The 23,243-nt window shown below is 58.8% G+C and carries 23 protein-coding genes; 13 read left to right on the top strand and 10 right to left on the bottom strand.

Going from position 1 to position 23,243, the window contains the following annotated elements; all coding sequences use genetic code 11:
- Positions 1-132 precede the first annotated feature (132 nt).
- The gene (locus AAAV21_RS02060) at positions 133-855 is read left to right on the top strand and encodes a VUT family protein (RefSeq protein WP_349107108.1); all 723 of its coding nucleotides are present in this window, start codon (positions 133-135) and stop codon (positions 853-855) included.
- A gap of 9 nt (positions 856-864) precedes the next feature.
- Positions 865-1,545: an SDR family oxidoreductase gene (locus AAAV21_RS02065; protein ID WP_349107110.1), complete on the top strand. Its 681-nt coding sequence runs from the start codon at positions 865-867 to the stop codon at positions 1,543-1,545.
- Positions 1,546-1,592: 47 nt separating this feature from the next.
- Here the strand turns inward: AAAV21_RS02065 and AAAV21_RS02070 are convergent, their stop codons facing one another.
- Together AAAV21_RS02070 and AAAV21_RS02075 are read right to left on the bottom strand one after the other, a co-directional pair.
- Positions 1,593-2,318, bottom strand: a complete 726-nt coding sequence (locus AAAV21_RS02070; protein ID WP_349107111.1) for a uracil-DNA glycosylase — start codon at positions 2,316-2,318, stop codon at positions 1,593-1,595.
- Positions 2,319-2,406: 88 nt separating this feature from the next.
- Entirely contained in the window at positions 2,407-3,309 is a 903-nt protein-coding gene (locus AAAV21_RS02075) for a DMT family transporter (RefSeq protein WP_349107114.1), read from the bottom strand.
- Positions 3,310-3,467: 158 nt separating this feature from the next.
- Between AAAV21_RS02075 and AAAV21_RS02080 the strand changes: the two genes are divergently transcribed.
- Complete coding sequence (locus tag AAAV21_RS02080) at positions 3,468-4,334, top strand: LysR family transcriptional regulator (protein ID WP_349107115.1); 867 nt, start codon at positions 3,468-3,470, stop codon at positions 4,332-4,334.
- Positions 4,335-4,363: 29 nt separating this feature from the next.
- On the opposite strand, the gene AAAV21_RS02085 is transcribed toward AAAV21_RS02080, so the two are convergent.
- Positions 4,364-5,746: an MATE family efflux transporter gene (locus AAAV21_RS02085; RefSeq protein ID WP_349107117.1), complete on the bottom strand. Its 1,383-nt coding sequence runs from the start codon at positions 5,744-5,746 to the stop codon at positions 4,364-4,366.
- Positions 5,747-5,897: 151 nt separating this feature from the next.
- Between AAAV21_RS02085 and AAAV21_RS02090 the strand changes: the two genes are divergently transcribed.
- A complete protein-coding gene (locus AAAV21_RS02090; protein ID WP_349107120.1) occupies positions 5,898-6,710 on the top strand; it encodes a putative RNA methyltransferase in 813 nt (270 codons plus the stop codon).
- Positions 6,711-6,834: 124 nt separating this feature from the next.
- On the opposite strand, the gene AAAV21_RS02095 is transcribed toward AAAV21_RS02090, so the two are convergent.
- The gene (locus AAAV21_RS02095) at positions 6,835-7,236 is read right to left on the bottom strand and encodes a hypothetical protein (RefSeq protein ID WP_349107122.1); all 402 of its coding nucleotides are present in this window, start codon (positions 7,234-7,236) and stop codon (positions 6,835-6,837) included.
- 434 nt (positions 7,237-7,670) lie between these two features.
- Here AAAV21_RS02095 and AAAV21_RS02100 point away from each other — a divergent pair, with 434 nt between their 5' ends.
- The gene (locus tag AAAV21_RS02100; RefSeq protein ID WP_346971845.1) at positions 7,671-8,375 is read left to right on the top strand and encodes a class I SAM-dependent methyltransferase; all 705 of its coding nucleotides are present in this window, start codon (positions 7,671-7,673) and stop codon (positions 8,373-8,375) included.
- 48 nt (positions 8,376-8,423) lie between these two features.
- On the opposite strand, the gene AAAV21_RS02105 is transcribed toward AAAV21_RS02100, so the two are convergent.
- The gene (locus tag AAAV21_RS02105; protein WP_055310006.1) at positions 8,424-8,720 is read right to left on the bottom strand and encodes a hypothetical protein; all 297 of its coding nucleotides are present in this window, start codon (positions 8,718-8,720) and stop codon (positions 8,424-8,426) included.
- Between the two features lie 77 nt (positions 8,721-8,797).
- On the opposite strand from AAAV21_RS02105, the gene AAAV21_RS02110 reads away from it, so the two are divergent.
- The 4 genes from AAAV21_RS02110 (at position 8,798) to AAAV21_RS02125 (ending at position 15,264) form a co-directional block, all read left to right on the top strand.
- On the top strand, positions 8,798-9,286 hold the full coding sequence (locus AAAV21_RS02110) for an N-acetyltransferase (protein WP_349107124.1): 489 nt from the start codon (positions 8,798-8,800) through the stop codon (positions 9,284-9,286).
- Positions 9,287-9,542: 256 nt separating this feature from the next.
- Positions 9,543-11,546, top strand: a complete 2,004-nt coding sequence (locus AAAV21_RS02115; RefSeq protein WP_349107126.1) for a translation factor GTPase family protein — start codon at positions 9,543-9,545, stop codon at positions 11,544-11,546.
- 93 nt (positions 11,547-11,639) lie between these two features.
- Entirely contained in the window at positions 11,640-12,758 is a 1,119-nt protein-coding gene (locus AAAV21_RS02120; RefSeq protein ID WP_349107128.1) for an ATP-binding protein, read from the top strand.
- Between the two features lie 10 nt (positions 12,759-12,768).
- Positions 12,769-15,264, top strand: a complete 2,496-nt coding sequence (locus AAAV21_RS02125; RefSeq protein ID WP_349107130.1) for an excinuclease ABC subunit UvrA — start codon at positions 12,769-12,771, stop codon at positions 15,262-15,264.
- 39 nt (positions 15,265-15,303) lie between these two features.
- Here the strand turns inward: AAAV21_RS02125 and AAAV21_RS02130 are convergent, their stop codons facing one another.
- Entirely contained in the window at positions 15,304-16,404 is a 1,101-nt protein-coding gene (locus tag AAAV21_RS02130) for an AAA family ATPase (protein WP_349107132.1), read from the bottom strand.
- 237 nt (positions 16,405-16,641) lie between these two features.
- Between AAAV21_RS02130 and AAAV21_RS02135 the strand changes: the two genes are divergently transcribed.
- The 3 genes from AAAV21_RS02135 to AAAV21_RS02145 all read left to right on the top strand — a co-directional run bounded on the left by AAAV21_RS02135 (position 16,642) and on the right by AAAV21_RS02145 (position 19,213).
- Complete coding sequence (locus AAAV21_RS02135) at positions 16,642-17,277, top strand: recombinase family protein (protein ID WP_349107134.1); 636 nt, start codon at positions 16,642-16,644, stop codon at positions 17,275-17,277.
- Between the two features lie 155 nt (positions 17,278-17,432).
- Positions 17,433-18,317, top strand: a complete 885-nt coding sequence (locus AAAV21_RS02140) for a DUF6591 domain-containing protein (RefSeq protein WP_349107136.1) — start codon at positions 17,433-17,435, stop codon at positions 18,315-18,317.
- 248 nt (positions 18,318-18,565) lie between these two features.
- Positions 18,566-19,213 (top strand): DUF4230 domain-containing protein, encoded by a 648-nt coding sequence (locus AAAV21_RS02145; protein ID WP_118267933.1) that lies wholly within the window; start codon positions 18,566-18,568, stop codon positions 19,211-19,213.
- 143 nt (positions 19,214-19,356) lie between these two features.
- Here the strand turns inward: AAAV21_RS02145 and AAAV21_RS02150 are convergent, their stop codons facing one another.
- From AAAV21_RS02150 to AAAV21_RS02165, 4 genes are all read right to left on the bottom strand, one after another.
- Complete coding sequence (locus AAAV21_RS02150) at positions 19,357-19,956, bottom strand: tRNA (cytidine(34)-2'-O)-methyltransferase (RefSeq protein WP_349107138.1); 600 nt, start codon at positions 19,954-19,956, stop codon at positions 19,357-19,359.
- A gap of 95 nt (positions 19,957-20,051) precedes the next feature.
- Positions 20,052-21,182 (bottom strand): GTP-binding protein, encoded by a 1,131-nt coding sequence (locus tag AAAV21_RS02155; protein WP_349107140.1) that lies wholly within the window; start codon positions 21,180-21,182, stop codon positions 20,052-20,054.
- 86 nt (positions 21,183-21,268) lie between these two features.
- Complete coding sequence (locus tag AAAV21_RS02160; RefSeq protein ID WP_022093957.1) at positions 21,269-21,610, bottom strand: ArsC/Spx/MgsR family protein; 342 nt, start codon at positions 21,608-21,610, stop codon at positions 21,269-21,271.
- A 186-nt stretch (positions 21,611-21,796) separates the two neighbouring features.
- The gene (locus AAAV21_RS02165; protein ID WP_349107142.1) at positions 21,797-22,420 is read right to left on the bottom strand and encodes a flavodoxin family protein; all 624 of its coding nucleotides are present in this window, start codon (positions 22,418-22,420) and stop codon (positions 21,797-21,799) included.
- 334 nt (positions 22,421-22,754) lie between these two features.
- On the opposite strand from AAAV21_RS02165, the gene AAAV21_RS02170 reads away from it, so the two are divergent.
- Entirely contained in the window at positions 22,755-23,075 is a 321-nt protein-coding gene (locus tag AAAV21_RS02170) for a hypothetical protein (RefSeq protein ID WP_117563547.1), read from the top strand.
- Positions 23,076-23,243 lie beyond the last annotated feature (168 nt).

Raw genomic sequence — 23,243 nt, forward strand, 5'->3', positions numbered from 1 at the left:
GGCTGCCGCGCCGTTTGCTTGCCTGATGCCGTGTGAGCGGCTATCATACCCACCGTCGTCTCAAGACCGTGACGTCCGAGCAGTTCGGGTCCGATATCCTGCTCGTTAAACCTAAAACCAAAGGAGTACATAATGATCAAGAAGGTCATGGAGGACTACAAGGTCCTGTTGCGGAGCATTCCCGCGGCAACGGTTTCGCTGTTTTTCGTGAGCGTCATCATGATGAACCTGCTGGCCAACAAAGAGCTTATCAGCCTGCCGTATCTGGCACTCGATTGCGGCTTTGTGGTGAGCTGGGTTTCGTTTTTGTGCCAGGACATGATCTGCAAGCGCTTTGGCGCCAAGGCATCCATCAAAATCTCTATCCTCGCGCTGCTGGTCAACCTGGCCGTGAGCCTGTGCTTTTGGGCATGCTCGCTCACGCCCGGCATGTGGGGCGCCTACTACGACACGGGTATGATCGAGGTCAACACGGCCCTTAACGCCACCATCGGCGGCACCTGGTACGTGGTGCTGGGCTCTTCGCTGGCAATGCTCGTTTCTGCCGTGGTTAACTCCACGCTCAACCAGTCGCTCGGCCGTATGCTCAAAAAGAATAACTTTGCGAGCTTTGCCTTCCGCTCCTATGTGTCCACGGGCATCGGTCAGTTTGTCGACAATCTGGTCTTTGCCATTGTGGTGAGCCATACGTTCTTTGGTTGGACCTGGGTGCAGGTTCTTATGTGCTCGCTGACCGGCGCCGTCGCCGAGCTGCTGTGCGAGGTCTTCCTGAGCCCCGTGGGCTACAAGGTCGTGCGCGGCTGGGAGCGCGAGAATGTGGGCGCCGAGTACCTCGAGCGCCACGCAACCGCCTAAGGAGCAAGTATGCGGGTTTTGATCACGGGCGCTTCGGGCGGTATCGGAGCCGCGTGCGTGCAACGCTTTTTGGACGAGGGCCACGAGGTCGTGGGCTTTGACCTGCTGCCGGCAGCCGTCGAGCACGAGTGCTATCGCCATCTGATCGTTGATGTCCGCGAGCCGGATTCGTTTCCGGGCGGCCTTGAGCCTCAGGTGATCGTGAACGTCGCCGGCACGCAGGATTCGGCCGACGACATTGCCGCCAATCTATGCGGCACCATCAACGTGACCGAACGCTACGCCTTTGTGGGGGAGGGGCTTGCCGCCAAGCCCGCACCGGCTATCAAATCCGTGGTCAATGTGGGGTCGGCGAGCGGACATACGGGATCGGAGTTTCCCGCCTATGCCGCCAGCAAGGGCGGCGTTATCGCCTACACCAAAAACCTTGCAAACCGCTTGGCGCCGCAGGCCATCGCCAACAGCGTGGACCCGGGTGGCGTCATCACGCCGCTCAACCGTTGCGTGATGGAAGACGAGCGCCTGTGGAGCCAGATCATGGAACTCACGCCGCTTAAGCGCTGGGCTACCGCCCAAGAAATCGCCGAGTGGATCTACTTTGTGGGCGTGACCAACCGATTTATGACCGGGCAGAGTCTGCTCATCGATGGCGGCGAGGCCGGCCGCACCCAGTTTATCTGGCCCGAGTAACAAAACGCGCCCGATGGAAGCCGTCGGGCGCGTTTTTATTTTTGTTTCTAGCCGAGGCAGCCCCAGTCGATGGGGCTGCTGCCGTTTTGCTTGAGCAACTCGTTGGCAGCGGAGAAGGGGCGCGACCCCATAAAAGCGGGGAGTTCCGCCGTGGCTCGGTTTGCCGAAAGCGGCGAGGGGTGCGTAGAGGCTAGGCAGAACTTGCCGCCTGCCTTGTCCGCGCCGGTCGCGGCGAGCTTGCCCTCGACCATCTGCTGGGCAAAGCGGCCCCATGCCAAAAAGACGACCGCCTGGGGCAGCTGACAGCAGCGCTCGATAACGTAGTCGGTAAGCGTGCTCCAGCCCAGCTTGGCATGCGAGTTCGCGGCATGCTCGCGCACGGTGAGCGTCGTGTTGAGGAGCAGCACGCCTTGTTGCGCCCAAGGGGTTAGGTCTCCCGTGGCGGGAACGGGGCAGCCCAGATCGGCGTTGAGTTCCTTATAGATGTTGCGCAGGCTCGGCGGTAGTTTGGTTTGCGTCGCGGGGACCGAAAACGACAGCCCCATGGCCTGGTTGGGTTCGTGATAGGGGTCCTGGCCCAAGATGACTACCTTGACCAGGTCGGCCGGCGTGTAGGCGAGGGCATTGAGGATGTCGTCTTGTGCCGGGTAGATGGTCTGCTCGGCACGCAGAAGGGCGATGCGCTTGAGCAGCTGGTTCGTCGTGTCACGTACCGGCTGCGGCGCATCGCCCAACCAAGTTGCTATGTTGCGGTCGCGCGTTGCGGTGTCCATGGAGCTCCTTTATGCCAGATGCTATGTCGGCATCTATTGTAAAGGTGCACCGGTTACCTGTATGCCGCGGCTGCACAAGGAGTGGGGCCTACGAGACGTGCTCGGGCGCTCCTGCCATGCGAGCCTGTCCATGTGCGCGAAGGCGCGGAAGCTCGACGGTTGCCACCATAACGCCAGTGAGGATAAGGGCGGCGCCAAAGAAGGCGATGGGGCTCAGGACCTCGCCGACCAGGAAGAACGAGAAGACGGCAGAGCAGACCGGCTCGAGCGAGAAGGCGAAGCCGGTGGTCTCGGCGGGCACGTGGGGCTGGACGAGCGTCTGGGTGATAAAGCCGTAGGCAGAGCAGATGAGTGCGAGCGCAACGACAACGACGATCTCGTTGGGCGTGCTGGGGAGCGTGAAACCGCCAAAGGTGCATGCGGCGATGCCCGAGAACAGACCACCAAAGCCCAGCTGCCAAACGCCTAGAGCCAGCGGATCGACTTCTTCGACAAAGCGCTTGGCGACAATGATGTGTCCGGCATAGATAAAGGCCGAGAGCAGCATGACCATCGCACCGGGATTCAGGCTGGTAAAGTCGGCGCCCGAGAGCAGCAGCATGCCGCAGGTGACGATGGCGGTGCCGATGAGCACCTTGCGCTCGGGGGCGCGACGCAGCAGGGCTGCGTTGGCAAACGGCACGATCACGACTGTCAGGCTCTGCAAAAAGCCAGCGGTGGAGGCAGAGGTAAGGCTGGAGCCCAAGCACATGCAGGTGAGCTCGGTTGCCATGATGGCGCCGATGATGGCGGAGCGAACCATCACGTCACGGTTGATGCGAAACGCGTGCTTGTGGAAGAGCAGCAGACAGGCCGCAAAGGCGATGATGCAGCGCAGCGCAACAATGCTCGTGGCGTTCATGCTGTCCATGCCGATCTTCATGAGGGGGTACGAAAAGCCCCATGCGACGGGAACGGAAAATGAGAGCGCGATTGCTTTTTTGCGATCCATGGGACTCCTTTTGTTACAGAACGGTTTCGCAAAAAGGATTCTGCTCCCAGAGATGGATGTAGTAAAGCGAATGTATCTTCAGTATGATTAAGAAATACTAATGCAAGTAGAAAAAGCCCTGGCAAAACGTTTTACGGCTACATCGATGTGGAGGCACGATGGCATCGCGGTATCAGATTGTATGTATGGTGGTCGATTGCGGCAGCCTGAAACGTGCGGCCGACGAGCTGGGCTATACGCAAAGCGCGGTGAGCCAAGCTGTCAAGGCGCTCGAGCGCGAGCTGGGCACCACGATTATCGAGCGCGGCAAGCAGGGCGTCTCGCTTACGCGTGACGGCAAGCAGTATCTGCCGTATCTGCGCCAGATCGTAACGGCCGAGGCCGAGCTCGAGGGCAAGCGTCAGGAGTTGCTGGGGCTTTCGTCGACTGACATTCGCATCGCGACGTTTACCAACGTGAGTCGTACCGTGTTGCCGCGCGTGATTCGAGACTTTGGAGCCCTGCATCCAGGTGTGCGCTTTACCCTCAAGCAGGGCGATTACACGCGCAACGCCCAGTGGGTGCACGATGGCGTGGTTGACTTTTGCTTTACGGCGCGCGGATTTACCGCGGGGCTCCAGAAGCGCGTGGTCTATCACGATGAGTTGGTGGCGCTGTTGCCTGCCACGCATCCGCTGACGGCAAAGGAAAAGGTGACGCTCGCCGACCTGGCGTCCGAGCCGTTTGTGCTGCTGGATGAGGGCGAACAGAGTCTGGTGCTCGATGCCTTTGCCGCGCACGGGCTGTCGCCGCACGTGACGAGTGAGGTCACCGACGACTACACCATTATGGCGATGGTGGAGGAAGGCCTTGGCGTGAGCATGCTCTACCGTCGTACGGTCGAGGGCATGAAGGCCGATATCTGCGTGCGCCCCATCGTGCACGCTCCCTCGCGTGATGTGGTGGCGGCTTGGCGCAGCTGGGACACCATGCCTATCGCCACGAGGCGCTTTATCGATTATATGAGCTCGCATATCGTCAATTAGCTGCCGATGTGCCGCCTTGGTGAGTGTGTCTAGCACGCCGCAGTCTTGGCTTGCGCCAGACGGTAGGTGCGTGCCGGGTGGCAGAGCAATACCGCCACGACCATAAAGAACGCCGTGGTGCCCAGGCTGATGGGATAGACCATCATGATGTTCGCAAAGGTGCGGAAGTGCGGGAAGACACAGAACACCCAGTAGAAGCGGATGCCGCAGACACAGATCATGGTGATGAGGGCGGGCATGAGCGAGATGCCAAAGCCACGCAGGTAGCCGGACATGTTCTCGTAGAACATGCTAAAGGCGTACGCCGGGAAGATCGAGCACACGCGGATATAGCCGATCGAGACGATATTGGGATCGCTGTTGAAGAGCGCCAGGATCTCGCGTCCCAAGCCGACGATGACGATAATCGTGGTGAGTGCAACGATGCCGCCTTCGACCAGGCAGACCTTGAGCGTCTTGGTGCAGCGGTCGATCTGTCGCGCGCCGTGGTTTTGTCCCACAAAGGTGGTGCAGGCCTGGCTAAAGCTGTTGAGCAGGTTGTAGCACACATACTCTAGGCTCATGGCGGCGCTGGATGCCGCCATGACCTCGGTGCCCAGGCTGTTGATGGCGGACTGGATAATGATGTTGGCGACGGCAAAGACGGCGCTTTGGATGCCGGCGGGCAGGCCAATCTTGACGATGCGCTTGAGGGCGACGGGGTCTAAGCCTAAGTCGCGTGGGGTGACGCGGACGACGGAGTCGGTCTTGAGCAGGTGGACAAAGAGTGTGGCGGCGCTGACGGTGTAGGCGATGGCGGTGGCGATGGCGACGCCCGCGACACCCCAGTGGAGCACGGGGACAAAGATGAGGTCCAGGCCAATGTTGAGGACGGTGGACACGGCAAGCGCCTGCAGCGGCATACGGGTGATGCCGACGGAGCGGAAGATTGCGGCCTCAAAGTTGTAGAGCAAGATCGAGGGCATACTGAGCAAAAAGACGCGCAGGTAGAGCGATGCGAGCGGCATGGTTTCGGCGGGGACGTTGAGCGCGGCGAGCATGGGCTCGGCAAAGATCTCGCCCAGCGCGATAACGACAAAGCCCACGAGTGCCATCAGAATCGAGGTATGGACGGCGCGCTTGACCATGTTCTGGTCGTTGCGGCCGATGGCGTTGGCGATGACCACGTTGGAGCCAAGCGACAGACCAATAAACAGGTTGATCATAAGGCTGGTGAGCGGCACGTTGGAGCCGACCGCCGCCATGGCGAGGGTTCCCTGGTCGCCCGAGAAGTTACCGATGATGACCGTGGCGATGAGGTTCGACAACTGTTCCAAGATGCTCGTGGCAGCCACGGGGAAGGCGAACAAGGGAATATTGCGCCACAACGAGCCGGTGGTCATGTCAATGTGCTTAGATGCGGTATCAGCCATACGCTCTCAATCTCTAATATGCTTTTCCATGCTTATTTGCGCAGACGATGATACTCCTAATCGACTAGTCATTTAAGAACGTCCCCAATGACTAGGTGGGGAAGGCGTGCGACAATGGTGGGCGTTGTGTTGTCCGCGCTAAGGAGTTGCCATGTTGTTGTGTCCCGTTTGCCATGAGCCGTTGGTGGACGACGAGCGCGGTGCTGCATGTGCGGGCGGACACCGGTTTGACCGTGCGCGCGAGGGCTATCTGTATCTGCTGCGCTCGTCCAAGAGCGGCGACTCTATGGGCGATCCCAAGTCGCAGGCGCGCAGCCGTCGTGACTTTCTGAACCGCGGATACTATGCGCCGTTGCGCGATGCGATGGTCGAGCTGGTGCGCGAGCGGGTGTCTGAACGTGCCGCGTCTACGAACGGCCCCATGACCTTGCTCGATATTTGCTGCGGCGAGGGCTACTACACCAGCGCCATGGGTGCGGTGCCGGGCGTGGATGCTTACGGTTTCGACCTGGGCAAAGAGATGGTGCGCCTGGCCGCCAAGCGCGGCGATGCGACCTACTTTGTGGCCAACATGAAGGACATCCCCGTGGCTGATGACGCCTTTGATATGGTGACCGAACTCTTTGCTCCCTTTAACGAGCGTGAGTTTTCTCGCGTGCTGGCGCCCGAGGGCTCGCTCTACACCGTGGTGCCGGGTGCCCGTCATCTGTTTGGGCTCAAGGAGGTGCTCTACGACACACCGTACCTTAACGACGAGAAGCTGCCGAAGACTACCGAGCTCGAGTTGGTCGGAACGCAGCGGGTGTCTGCGAACATTACGCTCCAGACCCAGGCTGACATCGAGGCGGTGTTCCAGATGACACCGTACTACTACCGCACGCGCCCCGTCGACAAAGAGCGCCTGGCAAACTTGGACACTCTTCAGACCGACATCGACTTCATCATCGCCGAGTACCGCCACTAACCTACCAAAAAGGGACAGGTTTATTTTGGCAGGTTTTATCTGGGCAAACGTAAAGGACCGACCGCGGGGATGCACGATCGGCCCTTTTAGTTGCTTGATAGCAGGGGTTATGGGAGACAGGTGCCTACAGGCGGTCCTTGTTTTCGGCCTTAATGTCGTGTGCCTGCTGAATAAAGAACAGGTCGTACACCACGATGACAAAGGCGCCATAGTTGATGGCGTCGCCGCCAAACGCGGGAAGCGTGAGCACGGCCTGCGCAATCGTGGCGAGTGCGGCAACGATGCCGAGCTTAAACGCGCCATCCACCTGCGAGGGCTTGTTGGCGCCCTTGATGCCCGCAACACCTGCGGCGAGATCGATGAGGCCCTTGGCGACAAGCACGACCGTGGCGAGCATGGCGTTCGGTCCGTAGGTGGACTCGAACTTGCCGGTCGCGATGCCGGCGATTCCAATGACGAGACTGGCGATGCCCAGAACATAATAAATCAGGGCAAGGATTTTGAGTGTCTTGCGAGTGAAGCTCATGGCTGGTCCTTTCGATACGAGTACGCCAACCTGGCGCACCCTATGTGCTGCACATATGGTGAAGCACATTGTAGTTCAACGCGGCGATGCATGCGTTTGAAAGCGTCTCTTGCCTGTACGGTCCAACCTTTCAAAAAGGAAAGCTGGGCGTAAGTCAAATCGATGGCAGCGTATGCGCGGCGCTGCGATGATGGGGCCATGGTAAGAGCTGGACCGAAGGAGGAGCCGTGATGTACGGAGCCAAGCAAGTGCGTGAGCCGCGTTCGTTAGGAAGGCGTATGGGCGATTCCGTGATCGCTGCCGTGTGCACGGGATTGATGGCGGTGCTTTGCATTGGGATGCTGTGGACCATGTCGCGTGTGGGACAATAGCGGACGGTTGGGTGCCAACTGAGGTGGCGCTCACGTATTCGTTTTGCTTGCTAAGGAGTGTCCATGGGCGTCGTCGATCCCTTTTCTGTTGCTCGGGCTGCTGGGCTCGAGCTCGTGCGGACGTCCGAGGGCCTCACGCTCACCGATGGCACGATGGAGCTGCGTGCCGATTTTGGCCGCATGCTTCCGCGGCTCAAGCAGGGTCGTCTGCAGCAAGAGCTGCTGGTGAAGGCTGCGCGCACAAAGGGCGTCGAGCGCCCATGGGCGATTGACGCCACGGCAGGCTTTGGCGAGGATTCGCTGCTGCTGGCTGCCGCGGGTTTTGCGGTCGATTTGTATGAGCAGGATTGCGTGATCGCGGCGCTCCTCAAGGATGCTTTGGATCGCGCGGCAGATGATCCGGCGCTTGCGACAGCTGTGGCGCGCATGCGCTTACATGCGGGCGAGGACAGCATTGCCGGCCTTCGCCATACAGCTGAGCTGATCGGGCAGGGCGAGCTCACCGCTCCCGACGTGGTGTATCTGGACCCCATGTTTCCCGGGCGCACCAAGAGCGCGGCGGTGAAAAAGAAGTTCCAACTCTTGCACCATCTGGAACAGCCGTGTGCCGATGAGGAGACGCTGGTCGAAGCTGCGCTTGCGGTGCGGCCGCGCAAGGTCGTTATCAAACGGCCGGTGAAGGGGCCGCTGCTTGCCGGCGTCAAGCCGAGCTATCAGCTTGCGGGCAAGGCCGTTCGTTACGATGTTTTGGTGCCGCCGCGCCCGTAGCTTGCGTGCGATGGCTGGTGCTCCGTCAGCGCCGTGTCGATGTGGGGTCTATTTCCAAGGGTGCGACGTCAGGTGCCACCCGCCGCAGTATTCGCATTTGTAGCAGGCCAAACCGCGCCGCCCGCGGTTTTCGCAGTCGGCCATAACGGCCTCGGCCTCGGCGCGCGTGTCGTAACGGTTTTTGCGCTCGCACGACTTGTAGCGCCAGGCTTCATCGCGCTCGGCGTCCAGGGCGTCGCGGCGCTCGTCCTCGCGCGCAAACAAGTCGCTCATATCGCCGCCGGTGGCAGCGCCCAAAAACTCGCTTTTGGCCTTTGACCAAGCGGCTCGCTTTTTGCTCCCCATCTGCTTCGCGCCCCTCTCTAAACGCTGGTATCATTGCTCAATCAAAGTGATACCAATAAACGTGAGGTCGTCGCGTGATGATCAGAAAAACCCTTGATACCGACATTCCCGCTGTCATGGCTATCTATGACGCGGCCCGCGCCTTTATGCGCGCGCATGGCAACGCCACGCAGTGGCCCGAGGGCACGCCTTCGGTCGAGCAGGTGGCTGCCGATATCGCCGCCGGTGGCAGCTATGTGTGCGAAGTCGACGGTCGCGTGGTGGCGACGTTTGCCTTTCTGCCGGGTCCGGACGAGTGCTATGACGTCATTGAGGACGGGCGATGGCGTAGCGACACTCCGTATGCCGTACTGCACCGAGTGGCGTCCGACGGCACCGTGCACGGTATCGCGGCTGCGATGTTTGCCTTTGCCAAGGAGCGCGCCGATCACCTGCGCATCGACACGCATCAGGACAATTTGCCCATGCAGGGTGCGAGCATGAAGGCGGGGTTCGAGCGCGCCGGCGTCGTGTATGTGTCGGACGGCACGCCGCGCGTTGCGTTCGACTGGCTGCGCGAGGCATAAGAGCGGGGCGTGTATCAGCGCTCCATGTACATGAAAATGGCCCCGGGTGGGGCCATTGTTGATTGCCGGGCTGTTAGGGGAGGTGCCGGCTTTCGCAAGGCGCGAACCTACGAAAATCGCCGCGCGGCAACGCGGGGCGATGAGCTTGGTCGGGGGATAGGGCCCGCTTCGCCCACCGGCTCGTTAATTGTATCATCCAGTGTGGAACGAGAATGTCCGTTGCCGCGTGCGATGGGACAGCAATAAGAGGAGAGCCATGTCGAAGCAAGCGGTCGTTGGAATCTTGGCACACGTCGATGCCGGCAAGACCACGCTGGCCGAGGCCATGCTGTTCTGTGCGGGCCGCATTCGCAAGCGCGGCCATGTGGACGATGGCGACTCGCACCTGGACACCGACGCGATTGAGCGCGAGCGCGGCATCACGATCTTCTCGTCGCAGGCTGTGCTCGACCACGGCGAAACCCACGTTATGCTCGTTGATGCCCCCGGTCACGTGGATTTTTCGGCCGAGGCGGAGCGCACGTTGCGCGCGCTCGACTACGCGATTTTGGTTGTAGGCGCCAACGACGGCGTGCAGGGGCACACCGAAACCCTGTGGCGCCTGCTTGCACGCTATGACATTCCGACGTTCATCTTTATCAACAAGATCGATTTGGAGCATCCCGGTCTCGATGCTTTGCTGGCGCAGCTTGGGCAGCGTCTTTCCGAGGGCTGCCTGGATGCTAACGAACTGCTGGCGGGCGGTGCTGTTCAGGAGGACGCTGCTGCGTTGGACGAAGCGGCGCTCGAGGAGTTTCTTGAGGCGGGCGGGCTTTCCGCCGCAACGCTGTCGCGCATGGTTGCCGAGCGCAAGCTCTTTCCCTGCTTTGCTGGCTCGGCACTCAAGGACCAAGGCGTTGACGAGCTGCTGGATGGCATATGCGCGCTGATGCGTGAGCGGGCGTGGCCCCCGGAGTTCGCCGCGCGTGTCTATCGTATCAGCCGAGGTGTTCGCGGCGAGCGCTTGACTTGGGTTAAAGTGACCGGCGGCACGCTGCATGCAAAGCAGATGATCGACGGACGCTCCGGTGCCGAGGTGTGGGGGCAGAAAGTCGACCAGGTGCGCATCTATAACGGCGAGAAGTACGAGCTTGCCCAAGAAGTTGCCGCGGGCGGTATTTGTGCCGTGACGGGTCTTGCGCACGTTCGCCCGGGGGATGCCTTGGGCGCGGAGCCCGCGTGCGATGCGCCCGTCATTGCGCCGGTCCTCACCTATACGGTGCTGCCGGGCGAACACGACGTCCATTCGGTGTTCAAAGCATTGACTGAGTTGGCGGACGAAGATCCCATGCTCGGCGTAAGCTGGAATACGCATCTTGAGCAGATTCACCTGCAGTTGATGGGCGCCGTGCAGCTCGAGGTCGTGCAGCGCGTGCTGGCCGATCGTTTTGGCCTTGCGGTCGAGTTTGAGCCCGGCGGCATTCTCTATAAGGAGACTATCTCGCAGCCGGTCGAGGGCGTGGGCCACTTTGAGCCGCTGCGCCACTATGCCGAGGTGCATCTGCGCCTGGAGCCGTTGCCAGCAGGTTCGGGCGTGCAGTTTGGCACCGTGACCTCGACCGACGAGCTCGATCTTAACTGGCAGCGTCTGGCACTCACCAACGCCATGGAGCGCGACCACCTGGGCGTGCTGACCGGCTCGCCTATCACCGATGTGCGCATTACGCTCACGGGCGGCCGCGCGCATGCCAAACACACCGAGGGCGGCGATTTTCGCCAGGCCACGTACCGCGCGATTCGCCAGGGTTTGATGCAGGCGCGCGAGGCCGGCGCAGCCGTGCTGTTGGAGCCGTGGTACCACTTTGAGCTCGAGGTGCCGGGGGAGTGCGTGGGCAGGGCTCTCTCGGATGCCACGCGCATGGGCGCCGAGTACGAGCCGCCGGCAATGGCGGGCGACCGGGCAAAACTCGTGGGTCGCGTGCCGGCATCCGAGGTGCAGGATTATGCGCTGGAGGTGGCTGCCTACACGAGCGGCCGCGGACATCTGTACCTGGAGTTCGCCGGTTATGCGGCTTGCCATGATGCCGAGCGTGTCATCGAGGCGGCCGCCTACGAGCCCGAGGCCGATCTGCCCAACACGCCCGATTCGGTCTTTTGCGCTCACGGCGCCGGCTACACGGTCAAATGGTACGACGTACCCACCGCGGCGCACGTAAAGGTCGATCCCGCCACCTTCCGCCCCTGGCGAGCAGCAGACGCCGAGTTTTTCGCCCACATGTGACATAGGGATAGCCCCTTTGTCACATTCAGTTGGTATAACTCGGTACAAGTTGGTATAACTATTACCAGCGTTTGCCAATCCGAGGAGGCCGACATGAATCCAAATCCCTTTAAGCCAACGGCTGGCAAGCGCCCTCCGATGCTCATCGGTCGCGAGTCGGTCATCGAAGATTTTGAGGAAGGGCTCGACAACGGCGCCGGAGCGCCGGGCAGGCTCATGCTCATTACGGGAAACCGCGGCTGTGGCAAAACGGTTCTCCTGCGGGAGCTGCAGCGTTTAGCCAATGAGCGCGGATGGGCGGTTGTCTCCGATTCCGCTTCGCTTGGCTTATGCGACCGCCTGGCCGACGCGCTTCGCTCGAATAAACCCGTTGTGACGTCAATGGAATTCGGTCCGTCGTTTGGCCGGATGTCGGTCGAGGCGGCGCGAGCAAAGGGCGAGACGTTGCGAGGGCTGGTCAACGAGCGCCTCAAGAGGCTCGAGCCGGGAAAGGGCATACTGTTTGCGATTGACGAGGCGCAATCTGCGTCTATCGAGGAGCTGGCGGCTCTTGCCGTTCTCTATCAGCAGGTGCTCGGAGATCAGGATGCCACGGGCTTGTCCGATAGCGACCAGCGCGGTCTTGCGCTGGTGTTCGCTGGCTTGCCCAGTATGGTTGACGACCTGCTCGAAGAGCCGAGCGTGACGTTTTTGCGGCGTGCCCAGCAGCGTACGCTGGGGGCAATATCTTTGCCCAAGGTGCGCGATTCATATATCCAGACGGTTAAAGACGCTGGTCTTTACGTTGACGCGGAAACGGCGGACCTTGTGGCGCGCAAGAGTATGGGGCATCCCTATATGGTTCAGCTGGTGGGATATTACATGTGGCGCTCTGCTGTCCGGCGCAACTCGCAGGTCATTGAAAGGCGCGATGTCGAGGATGGCCATGCGGATGCCGTCTCCGAGTTCTACGAAGCGGTCGATGCGCCCCTGTATTACGGGCTGCGCAGTCCACAGCGCCTTTTTATCGAGGCCATGGCTACTGACGAGGGCAAACTGACGCGCATGGCGGATATCATTGAGCGCTGCGATCGCACTCAGAGCTGGGCGAGTAAATATCGCGCAAGCCTGATTCGCGAGCGCGTCATCGAGGCCGCCGGATACGGCCTCGTCCGGTTTGCCGTGCCCATGCTGGGCGAGTACATCCGCGAACGCATTTTATGGCATGAGTAGGGTGATAAAAGTGACGGAACAGAAGATGAGCCCGCAGGCTATCGAGGTGCGTGGCGCGCGTGTACACAACCTCAAGGACATCGATATCGATATTCCGCTGGGAAAGCTCGTGGGTATTGCCGGCGTGTCGGGCTCGGGCAAGAGTTCGCTGGCGCTGGGAGTTCTTTATGCCGAGGGCTCGCGCCGTTACCTGGAGGCGCTCAGCACCTATACTCGACGTCGCCTGACGCAGGCCGAGCACGCCCAGGTGGACGAGGTATTGCACGTACCGGCGGCACTCGCGTTGCATCAGCGTCCCAGTGTGCCAGGCGTGCGCTCGACCTTTGGTACCATGACCGAGCTCAACAATAGCCTGCGTCTGCTCTTTAGCCGTTGCGCCCATCACGTGTGCCCACGTTGCGGTGCGCGCGTGGAGCCGAGCCTTAACGTGGCCGCAGGCCTGTCGCTCACGTGCCCCGCATGCGGCCGCGAGTTCTACGCGCCGAGTGCCGAGGACCTTGCCTTTAACAGCGGTGGTGCGTGCCCTACCTGCGGCGGCACCGGTGTCGTGCGCGAGGTGGACGAGGCGAGCCTGGTGCCCGACGAGTCAAAGACCATCAACGAAGGCGCGGTGCTTCCCTGGGGCACGCTCATGTGGGACTTAATGAAGCAGGTGGCCGGCGAGATGGGTGTGCGCACCGATGTGCCGTTTAACCAGCTCACGCCCGCCGAGCGCGATATCGTGTTCCATGGCCCGGCGGTTAAGAAGCACATTCTCTACGTTCCCAAAAACGGCGAGGGCGCCACGCCGCTCGACTTTACCTATTACAACGCCTTCTATACCGTCGAGAATGCGCTCGCCAAGGTTAAGGACGACAAGGGCCTCAAACGCGTTGCGCGCTTTTTGCGCGAGGGGTCATGCCGTGACTGTGGCGGCACGCGTCTCTCCGAGGCTGCGCGCCAGCCCCAGGTGCGCGGTATCAATCTGGCACAGGCGGCGGCCATGACATTGGGCGAGGCGATTGAGTGGGTGCGCGGGGTGCCCGCATCCTTGCCGACCGAGATGCAGCCTATGGCGACGGATATCTGCGAATCATTTTTAAGCACGGCCCGTCGTCTGGTCGACCTGGGTCTCGATTACCTTTCGCTCGATCGCGCAGGCGCTACGCTCTCCACGGGTGAGCGCCAGCGCGTGCAACTCGCCCGCGTGGTGCGCAACCGATCGACGGGCGTGCTCTATGTGCTGGACGAGCCCTCGATTGGCTTGCATCCCGCGAACGTTGACGGCCTGGTAGGTGTGATGCGCGATCTGGTGGATGACGGCAACACCGTGGTTGTCGTCGATCACGACACGCGCGTGCTGGCGGAAGCCGATTATCTGGTCGAGATGGGCCCCGTTGCGGGAGCGGGCGGCGGCAATGTGATCGCAGCTGGTACGGTGGATGAGGTCGAGCAAGCGCAGGGCAGCCGCATCGCGCCGTTTTTGCGCTCGGAGTCCAAGCGCTTGCGTCCGCAGGTGACTGACGAGGAAATGTTCGACCAGGGCCATATCCGCATGGCGACCGATGCCATCCATACCGTCAAACCGCTCGAAGTCGATATCCCGCGCGGCCGCCTTGTCGCGGTGACGGGCGTTTCGGGTTCGGGTAAGACGACGTTGGTGCTCGAGACGCTCATTCCGGCACTCAAGGTTCAGGCAGCCGGCGAGCGCCTGCCAAGCCACGTGCGTTGGGTCGATGCCGAAGGCATTGCCCGCGCCAACCTGATTGACGCCACGCCCATCGGCGCCAACGTGCGCTCGACGGTGGCGACTTATGCCGACATCCATGATGAGCTGCGTCGCGCCTTCGCCCGCACGCCCGAGGCCAAGGCAGCCGGCTACAAAGCGGGCGCATTTAGCTACAACACTGGTGCCCTTCGCTGCCCCACATGCGATGGCACGGGTTCCATATCGCTCGACGTGCAGTTTTTGCCTGATGTCGAGATTGTCTGCCCGGCATGCCGTGGTTCGCGCTACGCCGAGGCCGCCTCGCATATCCATCGCGAGGGCAAGGATGGCAGTCTGCTTACGTTGCCGCAGCTTATGGACATGAGTGTAGACGAGGCCCTCGATGCCACGGTGGGACTCAAGAAGGTTCAGGCGCGCTTGCAGACCTTGCATGACCTGGGTCTGGGTTATCTCACACTTGGTGAGCCCACGCCGGCGCTTTCGGGCGGCGAGGCACAGCGTCTTAAGCTTGCGAGCGAGATGGGCCGCGTGCAGGATGATGCTGTATTCGTGTTCGACGAACCCACGATCGGCCTGCATCCGCTCGATGTTCAGGTGCTGTTGAACGTGTTTGACGGCCTTGTTGCCAAGGGCGCCACGGTTATCGTGATCGAGCACGATCTCGACCTTATCCGTAACGCCGATTATGTGATCGACATGGGCCCGGGCGGTGGCGACGCGGGCGGGCAAATCGTCTGCGCCGGCACGCCGGCGGATATCGCTGCTTGCTCCAAGAGCATTACCGGTTGTTATCTATAGGCGATGCGACAAAGGGGCACCCCTTTGTCGCATCGACTTCTATTTCACGCATTGAGCCGCGAGATAGTCGCGGAAGAATGGCAATTCAAATGCGACGAGCCCTCGTCCTCGTTCCCCGATGATGCCGGCATCTATCATGCGGCGTCGGTAGCGGGAGACCTGCTGCGGCGAACGCTTAAGGCGCTCGACAAGGTCAGCGGTGGTGGACTCTTCCTCGTCATCGAGCATGGCGATAAGGAATCGCTTGTCCTCTGCGGTGAGTTCCCGATAGGTTGCCGCGAGGATTCGGTCGTCCATCTCGTCGCGCGCGATTTTGATTCCCAGGTCAAAGTCGCGTGACGAGATTTCCTTCGAATCGCTTGTGAGATCCCAAGCACGGTAGCCTACGAGTTGCAATAGGAAGGGAAAACCAGAGATCGAGCGAACGGCCCTATCGATTCCCTCAACATCTGCCAGGCGATCGTTTTCCTGGATTGTGCGAATCAAGGCCTCGCGTACGTCATAGTCGGCAATGCGACCCAGATGATATTGTTGGGCGCGACGAAGGAACGAGACCGTCTTGTGGTTCAGTAGCGTCGATACGTTGTTGGGAAGTCCCGCCATGAGCAGCGCGACGCGTTTCCCATCGGTCACAAAGTGCTGATACGTCGCTGCGAGCTGAATCATCTCGTCGAGTGTCGGGTCCACCTCGTCAACCGTGACGAGCAGACCGGTGCCCGCCTCGTTGAGCTGGTCGATGATGTCACTCATGCGATAACGCCAGGTTGAGGCATCGTGAACGTGATCGACCTCGATGCTGCCGAGCGGTGCAATTCCGAGACCGGTGACTTCGAAGTGGCTGGACGAGTCGATGAGATGAGCTGCGGCGCGTTTCGTCCCGAACTCGATTTCCTCAAGCATTCCCGGGAGCGCGGTCGTCTTTACGGCTATCCAGCCGTGGGATTCCGCCCTTGTCGCGAGCGACGACATGAGAGCAGTTTTGCCGGTTCCACGCGCGCCTGAGAAGATCGAGGTCAATTCTGGGCGTCTGCGCTGGCTCAAGAAGGCACGGTCCAAATCCCGAATAATTTGTTGTCTGCCAGCGAGATGGGCAGGAACCTCGCCAAAGCTAGGGGTAAACGGGTTCTCGAGATATTCCACAATGCCCTCCTTTAGCGTCTTGGGTTAATTTCATTTTATTATAGTTAATCTTAATTAAAAACGATTAATTTCTTTTCAAAGCATAAGGTTGGCGTCGTGCGTTATCGAAGCGGCGCTTGAATAGCTTACGTTGGAGCCCGAAAATGGGTTCAACCCATTCGCGAAATTTGCACGCCCTATTGTGAGTGGGCTCTCAGATGAGCTGAAGCTGCCATCGTGCGGCTGATAGGGGCAATCATGAAAAACAGAATCTATGGGTATGCTCGAGTTTCGTCAGCAGATCAGAACCTGGATCGCCAACTGGACGCGCTGGAGCGGTTTCCGGTCCAAACGAATTTGATCTATGCTGACAAAGCGAGTGGAAAGGACTTCAGGCGTCCTCAGTACCGGCGTCTTCTTCGTCGTCTGCGCGAGGGGGACGTTCTGGTGATTAAGAGTATCGATCGATTGGGTCGTGACTACCGTGAAGTTCTCGATGAATGGCGTCGCCTAACGACGGACAAACGCGTTGCCATCGTGGTGCTCGATATGCCATTGCTTGATACACGCGAACAACCCAATGGAATTACGGGGACTTTTATTGCCGATCTAGTGCTTCAGGTTTTGAGCTACGTGGCTCAGGTGGAGCGCGAAAACATAAAGCAGCGCCAGGCGGAGGGTATCGCGTCGGCGCGTCTGCGGGGTGTGAGATTTGGGAGACCGACGCTCGAACGTCCGGATAGCTACCGCGATGTCATCAAATCATTCGAAGGAGGTGAGGTTACGAGGCAAGAGGCCGCAATGCTTTTGAACGTTAGCGCATCGACGTTTGATCGTTGGAGACGGGCGGACGCGAACGGATATGACCGTTCGCCGTCTGCCCGTCCTCTTTAGCTAGACATTTTGACGAGGGGAGTTTATTGCACAGGGCCCACTCCTTCCCTCGATGTTTATCCAGTTCACGCCCTTGAATCAAATAGTGCCACCGCGTCGCCAATTCGTCTGCTATTTGACGAGGGGGAGGTTAAACGACTACCAAGGGATATGTAATGAAGAAAAAGTTATTTACGGCAGTTCTGGCTTTTAGCGCGGCGGCGCTAATCGGCATTTCTCTACCACTCGGAATTACGGGTCGCGGCTGGAGTCCGACATGCGCATTTGCAGCGACTAAGAAAAGTGGAAAGAAGCCAAAGCCAGGTAAGAAGGATTCAGTAAAAATCGATCAACTAAACTGGAGTGTCTCAGAAGGCGTTGTTGATGGCGTCGAGATGATGACATTTGAATATGACAATAAATCGAGCTTCGATATTGCTCAGTTCACTATTCAGTTTGAGCCGGAAGGGGAGTTGACTGACGAACAGAAACTTCTGTTTACTGACGTTTTTGATGAGGAAGAGGCTGCGCACGATTATTCAACGCTGAAAATGACGGCGGATAGCCAGCGAATCGTCGAGAAGCGAGAATCGGTTGATAGCGTTCCGTGCATTACCCATGGCGACTATGTCGCCAATGCCCAGCAGAATCAATATGACCTGATGGAGCCTTCAGTGGCGACTATTGCCTATCTAGGCGGCGATGGAAAGATATATCTCGAGTACTATAGTTTCAAGTCGAAAACCTATACGACTTCATCAAAGGGCGGTGTCAAGGCGTATGACTGGCCAACAAAAGCCCTTGCAAAATCCTTGCCGAAGCCTGACTGCCCTATCGTTTATACGTCGTTAGACGAAAAAGACTGCCTTTCGTTTGTCGCATTTGGCATCGATCATGATGGGTACGACAAATACATCAAAGCTTGCAAGAAAAAGGGATACAAGGACATCGAATACTCGTATGACAGCAGTTTTTGCGCAAAGGATAAAAAGGGACGGGAACTGATGATCGGATATAGCGACCGAGATCAGCGGATGGACGTCAGCGTTTCAGTTGATTAACGTGGGCATATGATCGAATGATCAACGCGTTATGATGCCTATGTATGGATTGGGGTGCCGGCCTATGGTCTGTGCCCCAATCTTTCTAAAGTTACGTGCAGCAGAATAGGTATTAAATTAACGTATGAATGTGTATTTATATTATGTTGGATTTAAGTCCTCCCTTTCTGAATTGGTTGACATCAAAACCCAATATAAATGAATTGAGTTCGTAATTACCCTGAGGACAACTGGAGGACAAGGACTAAATGAGCGTTTCCAATCCGTTTAAAACAATTGGCCAGAAGATAATTGTCGCCCTATTGGCGTTAGGCTTGATTGCAGCTTGCGGCGGCTGCGTGTACCTGTGGTTGACGCGCGATCAGACCGTTATAAGCGATGATTCGATTCGGGAAGAAATTAAGCCGGTAACGAAGTTGCTTACCTACGAATACGATTTTACTCAGGTTCTATATATTGACGATGCAGGGAATCCGTTTGGTTTTAACAACCCATTTACTACTAAGCGATATGTAGCGACCATCGATGGCAAGGCGGATATCGGCCTGAACGTAGACGATGAGAACCTGAAGGTCAAAGTCCATCGTTCGAAAAACAACGAGTCGGTAATAAAATCTGTTAATGTTACGCTTCCGCATTCTGAGATCGTGACGTTGTCAACGGATCCGAACTCGCTTAAAAAGTACGTTGAGGACAATGGTTTTCTTAATTGGAATCAGGTCAGTACGGACGATTTAAATAAATTGCTTCAGCAGGCTGATAAGGACCAGAGGCAAAAGGTTCAAGAAAGTGGCATGCTGGAAAAATCTGATGAACGTGCAGTAAAACTGGTGAAAAAGCAGGTGTCGACGTTCTGTGGTCCAGACGTAAGGGTCAATGTCGAATTCGAAGATTAATATCTACCTTTGAAATCAAATTGCTGATTCAGCTGAATGCCCGCTATCGCGATGCCTTACGTTGCGATAGCGGGCATCTCTGATTTCGTTTGAAGGGTGTCAATGTGACAATTGTCCGATATGACAACGAGAGTGTCCCTTTGTCACATTCCCGGAAAGCCTGTTCGGCGCAGAGCCTCGTAGAGGACGATGGCGGCGCTGTTGGAGAGGTTGAGTGCGCTGATGCGGTAGTCGTCCGGGTCGACGAAGTTGCCGCAGATATCCTGCTGAAGGATGGCTTCGTGGCTGTCCTCGGTATGCCCCAGCGATTCCTCGTGGGCTTCCCAATCCTCGGCGTTATCGAGTGAGTCGCAATCGCGCAGCATGGGGATGCGCTCGCAGCGCTCGGGCGCCGCGGCAAGCAGTGGCTCGGGAATGCCCGAGCTCTCGCTGCCAAAGACCAAGTAGTCGCCATCGCGGTAGGTGCTTTGCGCATAGGTGCGGCGTGCCTTTTTGGTCAGCAGATGCAGGCGCTCGTCGGCGGGGGAGAGGCCGTTGCGCGCAAGAAAATCCTCCCAGCCGGCATAGGTCGTTACGTCCAAGTTTTGCCAATAGCCCAGGCCGGCGCGACGCACCGTCTTGTCGTCGAGCGAAAAGCCCAGCGGCTCCACCAGATGCAGGCGGGTGCCGGTAACCACGCAGGTGCGGCCGATATTGCCCGTATTGGCCGGGATCTCGGGCGCATACAGCACAATGTTGAACATGAATCTCCTTGGCTCAGAACGAAAAACCACCACGAAGGGCACCTTCGTGGTGGTTTGGCGGTTACGTGGGCGAAAAAATGCCCGCTTGGATAAACCTAGGCGCGGTGCCAGTCGGTCAGGCAGGCATCGAGGGAGGCGATGAGCGCATCCTTGTCCATGTGACGGCCGATGATGCACAGGCTCGTCATACGGTCGCCCGTCTCGTCGTCCCAAATCTGCATGATCTCGGGGTTCTCGTTGATGATCTTCTGCTTCTCGCCCTCGGGTGCGGAATCGACGAACAGACCGTTCTCCATCAGGCGCATCTGGTGGCCGGCCTGCTCAAACATGTAGCACATGTCCGGATCACCGGTCTGCCACAGCGGGCCCTTGACGCGGATGACCTCGTCGGGCCACTCCTGCTCAACAAAATCGGTGAACTTCTGCAGGTCGAACGGCTTGCGGCGCGAGTACACAAAGGTCTCGATGTCGTATTCGAGCACCTCGGGGTCGTCGTGCTCCTCGGGATGCTCCATGGCCTCGATCCAAGCGGCGGAGTTGTAGGCGCGCATAAAGTCGAAGCGGTCGGTATCGAGCAGTTCCTCCATGGGGACCTCGCCGTTTTGGGCCTCGACGATCACGGCGTCCTTCTGCAGGCTGCGTACGATGGCCTTCAGCTCGGCGATCTGCTCAGGCGTCACGGTGTCGGTCTTGTTGAGGATCAGCGTGGAGCAGAACTCGATCTGCTGGATGAGCAGACTCTCGATGTCGTCCTCGTCGATATCCTCAGCCAGCAGGTCGCGACCGCCGTTGAACTCGTCGTACATGCGGGCGCAGTCGACCACGGCCACGATGTTGTCGAGCGCGAGCTTGGGCTCGCCGCCCACCTTGGCCTCGTCGCAGAAGCTCGAGATGGTGTAGGCGATGGGGATAGGCTCGCAGATACCCGAGGCCTCGATGATGATGTAATCGAAGTTGCCCGAATCGGCGATGCCCTGCAGCTGGTTGGCAAGATCGTCCGAAAGCGTGCAGCAGATGCAGCCGTTGGTGAGCGGGATGAGGTCGTCGGTCTCGGAAAGGCCGCCGTCGGCGATGAGGCTGGCGTCGACGTTGATCTCGCCGATATCGTTGACGATCACAGCGGCGCGGATGCCGCCGTCGTTAGCGAGGATGTGGTTGAGCAGCGTGGTCTTGCCGGCACCGAGGTATCCGGTAAGCATGATGATCTTCACGGGTTTGTTGGGCATGTGCCCTCCTTTGTTAGACATGGCTTACAGTTGAATCTTATGCCAAACGCCTGCTCTTATACCCACGCGCCGGCAAATAACACAGGCTACTCCCAGGCTCCCCATACATCGGGGCAATAACCGACGGTGGCCTTTTTGCCGTTGCGCACGATGGGCTCGGCCAGAACCTGCTGGTTTTCGAGCAACTTGTCGAAGCGCTGGCTAGGGGTGAGGTGCTGGATGAGCGCGAGCGTCTCCTCGTCCTTGGCCTTGGGGTTGAGCAGCTTGTCGATGCCGCCGACCGCCTGCATTACGCTCGTGAGCTCGCCTTTGCTCATCTCCTTTTCCTTAAGGTCAATAAACTGCACCTTAATGCGACGCTCCTTAAAATAACGCTGGGCCTTCTTGGTATCGAAAGACTTTTTGGTGCCAAAGATCTGAATATTCATATTATTTGTTCCGCCGTTCTAACGAACGGCGGTCACCTCGACGCTGCAAAGCCATCTGATGGGCAATCTGCCTTTCAATCGTCGGGCGCGGGCAAAAGCCCAGCGCCCTCCTCTTTCAAGGCACCTTGCCTCATCAGCTGGCTTTTCGCTGACATTGATAGAACATCGAGGTGACCACCGCTGGACTTATCGAATAAAGTTGGTCCTGGCGCGATCGGCCTCGGGGGCTTCGATGCCGGCGGCCTGGCCTGCTTCGATACAATGCAGAAGCCAGGCCATGTTCTTGCCGATGTTGCGCATGGTGGCCAGACCCTCGGCGTCCTGGGCGGCCTCACCCGGCATGGCGCCAAAGACGTTGTTCCAGTAGGTAGATGCAACGACGGGCATCTGGTTGATGGTGAAGTACTTGTTGAGCACGTCGAAGGTGGTCGACGTGCCGCCGCGGCGGGCAACGGCCACAGCGGCGCCCGGCTTGTGCGCAAAGGCCTTGCTGCCGGCATAGAATGCGCGGTCGAGGGCCGAGAGGATGCGTCCGCTGGGGTGCGCATAGTAGACGGGCGAGCCAAAGACAAAGCCGTCTGCCTGCTCGGCGGCGGCAATCAGCTCGTTCGCCACGTCGTCGTCAAAGGTGCAACGGCAATCGAACTTGCCGCACTGGCCGCAACCGATGCAATCGCGAACGGGCTTGGCGCCCAGTTGGAACACCTCGGTATCGATGCCCTCGGCGTTGAGTTGCTCGGCGACCTCGGCGAGTGCCGTGGCGGTGTTGCCGTTTGCCTTGGGGCTGCCATTGACCAAAAGAACCTTCATCACAAACTCCCTCTGTTGTCGGTGACTTCTGCGGAGGATTATCGCACGAGCGGGCAGATGGCGTGGGGCGCGATGCCGGCCCCGAGGGCCCACGGCAGGCTCGCTCACCAGGTACGAGCGGGATACGGTCCAGAGGATGTTGGAGTGCGGGGCCTCGTGCGAGCAGATTGTAAGGGGTCTGGGCGGGTCGCCCTCGATGGCGAGCCTTGAGGCCTTGGAAGGCGGGCTGCTGCGGCGGCTATGGTTTATACTAAGGCGGTTGCTATCGAGTAATTCATACTTGGTTTGATTCGATTGTGAATGCGTAACTGGGATGGAAAGCAAAGGAAACTCTATGGAAACAGAGGATGCTGTTTGCTTGATGACTTCGATTGCCTTGATTGTCCTTTCAATCCAATACCGAAGAGGAAGATGGCTCTGCTCAATTGCTGGATATGATGTCACAAAAAGGGAGAGCGACATTGATATACGCCCTTACGCAAAGCTGATTTCTTCTGTGACGTTATGGATGGGGCTGCTGTTTTTCTTGTGGGCGGTAGAGGGCTGGGTACGCGATTGGAATACCAGCGTTTTTGAAGTTTTGGTTCTACTTCTGTTCAGCTTGGCCTCTTTGTCGTTCGTGCGGCTCGTTAGGTTTGTGTTTATGAGGCGATAGCCAGCGGAAGTGGCTGGACGACAAAATGGACCAATGCAGCCAATTGTCAATAGAATTTGATAGGCTTGGCTTAACAGATTTACTCGAGGGAATATCCGTGGCGGGGGATAGGTTCTATCTTGTTGAGCACTTATTTGCATCAGGCAAAGTAAACCAAGAGTATCGAAA

The sequence above is a fragment of the Collinsella sp. CLA-AA-H302 genome, from assembly GCF_040093305.1.
GTDB lineage: Bacteria > Actinomycetota > Coriobacteriia > Coriobacteriales > Coriobacteriaceae > Collinsella.